6 protein-coding genes and 1 tRNA gene are annotated in these 7,022 nt (G+C 66.7%); 3 read left to right on the top strand and 4 right to left on the bottom strand.

Translation table 11 applies throughout. The features are described from left to right. Positions 1-223: 223 nt before the first annotated feature. Positions 224-781, bottom strand: a complete 558-nt coding sequence (gene msrA / locus SR3_RS29785; RefSeq protein WP_068094910.1) for a peptide-methionine (S)-S-oxide reductase MsrA — start codon at positions 779-781, stop codon at positions 224-226. 121 nt (positions 782-902) lie between these two features. On the opposite strand from msrA, the gene aguB reads away from it, so the two are divergent. The 3 genes from aguB (at position 903) to SR3_RS29770 (ending at position 2,417) form a co-directional block, all read left to right on the top strand. Further along, positions 903-1,772, top strand: a complete 870-nt coding sequence (aguB, locus tag SR3_RS29780) for an N-carbamoylputrescine amidase (protein ID WP_068094907.1) — start codon at positions 903-905, stop codon at positions 1,770-1,772. Beyond that, positions 1,759-2,304 (top strand): 2-amino-4-hydroxy-6-hydroxymethyldihydropteridine diphosphokinase, encoded by a 546-nt coding sequence (gene folK, locus SR3_RS29775; RefSeq protein WP_307564931.1) that lies wholly within the window; start codon positions 1,759-1,761, stop codon positions 2,302-2,304. Before aguB ends, folK begins: the two co-directional genes overlap by 14 nt. Before the next feature lie 37 nt (positions 2,305-2,341). Beyond that, a tRNA-Lys gene (locus SR3_RS29770) sits at positions 2,342-2,417 on the top strand. A 114-nt stretch (positions 2,418-2,531) separates the two neighbouring features. Here SR3_RS29770 and SR3_RS29765 read toward each other — a convergent pair. The 3 genes from SR3_RS29765 to SR3_RS29755 form a co-directional block, all read right to left on the bottom strand. Then, entirely contained in the window at positions 2,532-4,196 is a 1,665-nt protein-coding gene (locus SR3_RS29765; RefSeq protein WP_307564929.1) for a tryptophan halogenase family protein, read from the bottom strand. A gap of 145 nt (positions 4,197-4,341) precedes the next feature. Then, positions 4,342-4,707: a hypothetical protein gene (locus SR3_RS29760; RefSeq protein WP_068094901.1), complete on the bottom strand. Its 366-nt coding sequence runs from the start codon at positions 4,705-4,707 to the stop codon at positions 4,342-4,344. Positions 4,708-4,912: 205 nt separating this feature from the next. Next, positions 4,913-6,658, bottom strand: coding sequence for a hypothetical protein (locus SR3_RS29755; RefSeq protein WP_068094899.1), 1,746 nt, complete (start codon positions 6,656-6,658; stop codon positions 4,913-4,915). Positions 6,659-7,022 lie beyond the last annotated feature (364 nt).

Below are 7,022 nucleotides of genomic sequence, written 5' to 3'. Positions count from 1 at the left end.
GCTCCCATAACGTCTTCCGGCGAAAGGGCAGTGGCGCCGCATCGTGGCGCGCGGCCTCTCCACCTGCGCAACGGAAAGGCGCCGCAGGCAGAAAGCCCGGGCGCCTTGCGATAGTTTGTAATATCAAAGCCTGCGGCGCGGCGACGTTGCTGTTTGGCTGAACCCGAAGCGCAACGCTGACAAGTAAAGGGAGCGCGAGGGCGATGGCCCTCGCATTGTCCTTTTAACCTTCAGCCCCTTCCTTCACCTTCGCTGCAAAGCCCTTGCGCAGCTTGGCCAGCTTCGGAGGGATCACGGCCATGCAGTAGGGGTTGCGCTGGCCTTCGCCGTCCCAGTAGTCCTGGTGGTAGTCCTCGGCAGCGTACCACTCGGCGGGGCCTTCGACGGTGGTGACGATCGGCAGCTTGTGGTCTTCCTGCGAACGCGTGATCGCGGCAGAGGCCTCCGAGCGCTGCTCGTCCGACAGGGGGAAGATCGCCGAGCGGTACTGCGTGCCGATATCGCCGCCCTGGCGGTTGAGCTGCGTCGGGTCATGGGTGGCCATGAACACATCCAGCAGATCGCCGTAGGACAGGACGCTGGGATCATAGGTGATGCGGATGGCTTCGGCGTGGCCGGTGGCGCCGCTGCACACCTGCTTGTAGGTGGGGTTGGGTACAGCGCCGCCGATATAGCCGCTCTCCACGTTTTCCACCCCGGCGCACATGCGGAACACGGCCTCGGTGCACCAGAAGCAGCCGCCGGCGACGATGGCTTGGGGAAGGGTGGCAGTGTCGGCCATGGGGGAATCTCCTTTGGGGGGCTGCGTTCAAGTGGCGATGACGGGGCGGTTTCGCAAGAGGGCGCTAAGTGCAGGCGGCCCGCGATAGACTTTGTAACAGAGGGGGCATAGGAGACGGGCCATGACTCAGACTCGCACGCTTTCCGTCGCTGCCCTGCAACTCCCGCTGGCTGGTTGGGATGAGCAGGCAAGCATTGCCGCCGTCTCCGCGCTGGTGGAGCAGGCCGCGAAAGAGGGTGCCCAGGTGATCCTGCCGCCCGAGCTGTTCAGCAGCCCCTATTTCTGCACGGTGGAGGATGAGGCGCTGTTCGCTCTGGCCAAGCCCACCACGGAGCATCCCAGCGTGCTGGCGATGCAGAAGCTGGCCAAGGGGCTGGGTGTGGCGATCCCCACCAGCTTTTTCGAGCGCGACGGGCATCACTATTACAACACGCTGGCGATGATCGACCCCGATGGCGAGATTATGGGCACCTATCGCAAGAGCCATATCCCCGATGGTCCGGGCTATGAGGAAAAGTACTATTTCCGCCCCGGCAACACCGGCTTCAAGGTGTGGGACGTTTTCGGCGCGCGCATCGGCGTGGGCGTCTGCTGGGACCAGTGGTATCCCGAATGCGCGCGGGCGATGGCTCTGCTGGGCGCCGAGGTGCTGTTCTACCCCACCGCCATCGGCAGCGAGCCCTATGACGCCAATCTGGACACCAGCCGCATGTGGCGCCGCGCGATGATCGGCCATGCGGTGAGCAACTGCATGCCGGTGGTGGCCAGCAACCGCATCGGCGTGGAGGGCGAGAACACCGTCCAGACCTTCTATGGCCACAGCTTCATCAGCGACGAATGGGGCGATCTGCTGGGCGATTACGGCCGCGAGGATGTCGGCGTGCTGACCGCCACTTTGGACCTGAGCCGCGCGGCGATGCATAGGGCAGGGATGGGCTTTTTCCGCGACCGCCGCCCGCAGCTTTATGGCCGCCTCGTTGAGGATATCTGAGGCGCCTGCCGGGGGCTGGCTTTACCTGATCGCGCTGGGGTCGAATCAGCGGCACCATCGTTATGGTGGACCGCGCGCTGTGCTGGCAGCGGCGATGCTGGCTTTGCGTGAGGCCGGGGTGACGGTGCTGGATATGGCGCCGGTGATCGACAGCGCTCCGATTGGCCCTAGCTTGCGCCGTTACGCCAATGGTGCGGCGCTGGTGCGTTCCACGCTGGAGCCGGTGGCGATGCTGGGCCTGCTGCAGGAGATCGAGGCCGCTTTTGGGCGCAAGCGTGCGCGGCGCTGGGGTTCACGCGTGCTGGATCTGGACATCGTGTTGTGGGAAGGGGGGCGCTGGCTCTCGGGTGGAGCGAGCCGAAAGGCTCTGCACGTGCCTCACCCGGCTTATCGGGAGCGAGGCTTCGTGCTGGCGCCGACGATGGCGATTGCTGCGGGCTGGCGCGATCCGTTGACGGGTTTTACCCCCAGACATCTTCACAGCCGCTTGACCGCGCGAGCGCGTATCCCTAGGGACGCCATCGCAACTTAGGTGCCGATGGCGGTGTAGACCGGTCCGGCACCCGGTGGGGCCCTTAGCTCAGTCGGTAGAGCAACTGACTTTTAATCAGTAGGTCGCTGGTTCGAATCCAGCAGGGCTCACCATGGATTTCAAGGGCTTGGCGGAAGCGCCAAGCTCTTTGTTTTTGGCGCGTTCCTGCTACAATGAGGGGCGCTGTTTCCATGGCCTCGCCTGTTAAGGCGTCCATAAGCTTCTCTTCAGCGAGCGCCATGAATCTGATCAATCAGCGCCCGGTGATCCGGCAAAGCGGCGATGGCTTGCGGCGCGCCACGGTGCAGCGTCGCTACCGCCGCCAGCACCTTGCCGGCCGCGGCGGGATCGGCATCGATGGCGCCGCGCCCGGCCTGGGTCTCGAAGCCCATGCCGTTCAGGATGTAGCCCCAACTGGGCGGCAGGAAGCTCTCATGATCCACCACGAAATCGAAGCGTGAGGGCACGCGGTGGCGCCATTGCTCGATCCGGTCGCGCAGGGTTTCGCTCCAGCTGGCAGGGTCGGTGTTGTCGCGCCAATAGGGTGTGTCGCGGCGATGGCTGATGCAGTAATGCAGCTTCAGGAAATCGGTGATCGCGGCGAAACGCGCCTCCATCGTGCGGTTGAAGCAGCGCGCGCTGGCGGCCATCACGCCGGGGTCGGAGGGCACCGCCAGCATCTGGCCCAGCAGATGAGCGGCCACCTCGATCAGCATGATGCCGGTGGATTCCAGTGGCTCGAAGAAACCGGCGGCCAGCCCCACGGCGGCGCAATTGCCGATCCATTGCCTGGCGCGATAGCCGGTGCGGAACTGCAGGCGGCGGGTGGAAAGCTTTTCCCCCGCAGCTCCGGCATAGCGGCGGATGGTCGCCTCGGCCTCGTCGTCGGACATATGGGCGCTGGAATAGACGCAGCCGGTGCCGCGCCGGTCGGGCAGGGCGATGTCCCAGATCCAGCCGGCATCATGCGCCGTGGCCTGCGTATAGGGCGCGATGGACTGGCCGGGCTCGGCATCGGGGATCTGCATCGCCACGGCGCGATCATTGAGCAGCACATCGCCCACCGGCACGAAGGGCGATCCCAGCGTCTCGCCGATCAGCATGGAGGCCAGGCCGGAGCAGTCGATGAAGAAATCGCCAGTGATTTCCGGGCCGCCGTCCCTGGGCAGGATCGCGGCGATCTGGCCTTCCTCGGTCAGCCGGGCCGAGGCGATGGTGGTTTCGATCCGCCGTACCCCGCGCGCCTGGGCCATCTGGCGCAGCCATGTCGCCAGAGAGGTGGCGTCGAAGTGATAGGCATAGTTGAGCGGCCCGGCGAAATCCGGATCCTGCGCCCGTTTCGGGGCGCGGCCCGCGTGGATCACCGCCTCCTGCACCGAGATCGACCCGGCCCATGACGGACGGCGTGGATCGACCCCGCTGTCCAGCCAATAGGGCAGCAGGCGCTCGTCGAAATTGTCGCGCGGCAGGTCGAAGGGGTGGAAGTAATCGTCGGCGTTCGAGCCCGGCGTGGCCTTGCCCGCCCAGCCGACAAAGCGCACCCCCTGTTTGAAGGTGGCGCGCGCGGCGCGCATGAAGCTGCGCTCGTCGCCGCCGGGCAGGCCCTGGCCCAGCCGGGCGATGGTGTTGCGCAGGGTGGGAAAGCTGCCTTCTCCCACGCCGATGATGCCGATTTCGGGGGATTCGACCAGCGTGATGGCCCAGCTGCCACGCGGCAGGGCCTGAGCCAGCGAGGCGGCCGTCATCCAGCCTGCCGTGCCGCCGCCCACGATCACCAGCTGGCGCGTTGCTGTCATGTCAGGGGACATCAGGCGGCCACCGCGCGGGGGCTGAACATCGTCGGAGCCGCCAGCGTTGCGCTTGCGGTCAGGCTGCAGTGTACCACCATCCATCTCATCCCTGTTCACGCGCTCATGGCATGTATGGGGAAGATGTGTCCGGTTTTGACATCGATGTCAACAATGACTCGGCCTGCCTTGGCAGGCCAGCCCGAACCCTTCCTGCCGGTGCATCACCGGCGGGAAGGAGGGGCGGCGTTTAGCCGTTGCGGCGCATCCAGTGGATCTGGCGGCTGATCCCGTCGAGGCGGGCCTGAACCTGAGCGCGCTGGCCGGGCGTCAGGCGACCGGCGTCTTCCCAATGCATGCGGCGGATCCACTGATCCACGCCATCGAGTTCGCGGCTGACGCGCGCGGCCTCACGGCGGTCGAGGCTGCCGTCACGCAACCCGTTGCCGACACGCTCGCGCAGGAAATGGAGGCGCTCATAGGGATTGTCCGGAGCGCCGCGCCAGAAGGCGCCGGGGTTCCACGGTCCGGGGCGCCACTGCCCGGGCTGGGCGTTGGCGACGCCGACAGTCATCAGGCTGGCAGCAACAGCGAGAGTGGCGATGGCGAATTTCATACATCCTCCTGACAGTCAAACGCCCGAGCGTTCCGGTCCCTGAACATCTTCGCCGACCGGTGCGATCGAGGCGGCAAGGGCTGTCTGCGCCTTGTCAACTGAACGGGTTTGGAATGCGCGAGACAGCCAGCGTTCAAGCGCCCCGGCCACGCCGGGCACAGGCGCTCGTCACCGCCCATGCTGTTGGCCGCGCCGAAAAGCGCGTTTACTCCACCACCCGCCACAGCCGCAGCGGCGGCGGGCTGGGCATGGGGGTGAGCCAGGCAGGCGCTTTCCCGGCCATCAGATGCGCGGCCAGACCATGCGGTGCAACGTCGGCATAGATATGCGGCTCCGGCATGGGCGGGCAGAGGGCGATATAGGTCACGCCCTCGCGTTTCACGATGGCGCGGGCCGCGGCATCGGAGGTGGTGAAGGCGTCCAGCGTGGCGTCCATCGCCCGCGCTCCGCGATGATGGGCGGTGGCCAGCACGGATTGCGGGGCCGCGAGCAGCAGCGCCGGGCCGATATCCAGCGGGGCCATCACCAGCCCGCGCGGCGCATGGATCAGGGCCTGAGCATCGGCGATACGGCAGGCGTTGATGTCGTGGATCTCCGGCTCGGTCCTGGCGCTCGTTTGCGGCGCGGGGCGCAGCGTGGACCACAGGGTAAGGGGCATGGTGGGCTCCACCACCAGAACCAGCAGCAGCAGGCCGCCGACCCGCCTCGCCGTGGTCGGTTGGCGGCGGGAAGCGTGGAAGCCGTCGATCAGCGCGTTGCCCAGCGGGATGGCGGCCAGCGCAAAGGCCAGCGCGGAGGCGCGTTGCAGCAGCAGCGCCACCGCGATCGATGCCGCCAGCACCAGCGCGTAATCGCTCCAGAAAGCACGGTCGCCGCGCGGCGCGCGCAGGGCGAGGCGCAGGGCCGCCAGCAGCGCCACGCCCGGCGTCACCAGCGTCTGCACCACATCGGACAGGCCCTGCCGCCAGATCGGCAGGCCTTCGTGGATGTTGTTGTACCACAGCACCTGCAGGCGCGGGGTCAGCATATCGAAGGCGCCATGGCGGCATTGCGGCGCCAGACCGCCATACAGCGCCAGCGCCACGCCGCCCGTCAGCCCCAGAGCGCTCAACATGGCCCACAGCGGCCATTGTTTCGCGCGGCCCAGCGCCGTCAGCGCCAGAGCGCCCCAGACAAACACCGCCAGATGGACGGGCGAGATCTGGTCGCAATGCATGGCAAGGTCGGTGGCGCCGCGTGTCGCCGCGAAAAGCGCCAGCGTGCCGGTGGCCAGAGCGGCCATGTAATGCGCCAGCCACAGCCGCTCCGGCCCGCCCCGCAGCCAGCGCCAGCCCCCGGCCAGCGCGAAGCCCGCCGCCACGGGCAGGCTCTCCAGCGAGATCGTCAGTCCGATGGCCAGCGAAAGGCCCGCCAGCCAGCCGCCCCAATGACCGATGCGCCTTGGGTTGCGCATCATCAGCCCGTTGATCGCCACCAGCGCCATGGCCACCTGCCAGCCGTGATGGTCGATGCGCCGGGGCTGGATTTGCGCGATCAGTGGCCCTGAAAGCAGCAGCAGCAGGCAGGAGAGCGCCGCGGCGCGCAGGCCCAGCCATGTCCAGCTCAGCCGCACCGTCGCGGCCACCACCACCAGAAGCGTGAGCAGCGGCACGGCCACCATCGTCACCTGTTCGGCCAGCGATGGGCCCAGCAGTGGACGCAGCAGCAGAATCATCCCGGCCAACGGCAGGTCGACCAGCCGCGACCAATGCATGGCCACGCCGCCATCATGCGGATCGATGCGGTGCTGGTGCAGATCGAACCAGCCCTGGCCGCCCAGCCAGTCGCGCACCTCCAGCAGGCGCAGCGTGTCGTCGGGGTCGGGGAAGCGCTGGCTGGCGATGCTGGAGAGATCGGCCAGCATTAGCAGCGCGGCCATCAGCGCCCAGGCGATCAGGATCAGCCGGAGCATGCCGGGCTGAGGCCGGGCTGGCGTCAAGCTCGATGCCGGTTGAGGCCGGGCGTTTTGTCCGCTGATCGTCACGCCCTGAACCTGTGCCCCGCTATCAACCTGATCGCTCTCGCCTCGGTGAGGCCAGGCTCAGGCGCCTAGAGCATAAAGTTTTAGAAAGGCTTAGAGGCTTTTGGAAAGCTTAATGAGAGGTGTTGGTTTGGTTAGGCGAATGTTCACCTATTGGCCGGTATTTCCCCTGCAAGGCGCTGCGGCTCTTCCGAATTATTCCCTAGGAATTACTACGGATATGCCGAGCGCCTGAAAGCCTGTTTGGAAATGCGCAAAAGCGCATTTTCGTAAGCGGCACCAGCCCTCTCCCCCA

The organism is Novosphingobium rosa NBRC 15208, assembly GCF_001598555.1.
In the GTDB taxonomy this organism is placed as follows: domain Bacteria; phylum Pseudomonadota; class Alphaproteobacteria; order Sphingomonadales; family Sphingomonadaceae; genus Novosphingobium; species Novosphingobium rosa.
The sequence above is the reverse complement of the archived record's forward strand: the minus strand, read 5'-3'. Positions and strand labels throughout refer to the sequence as shown.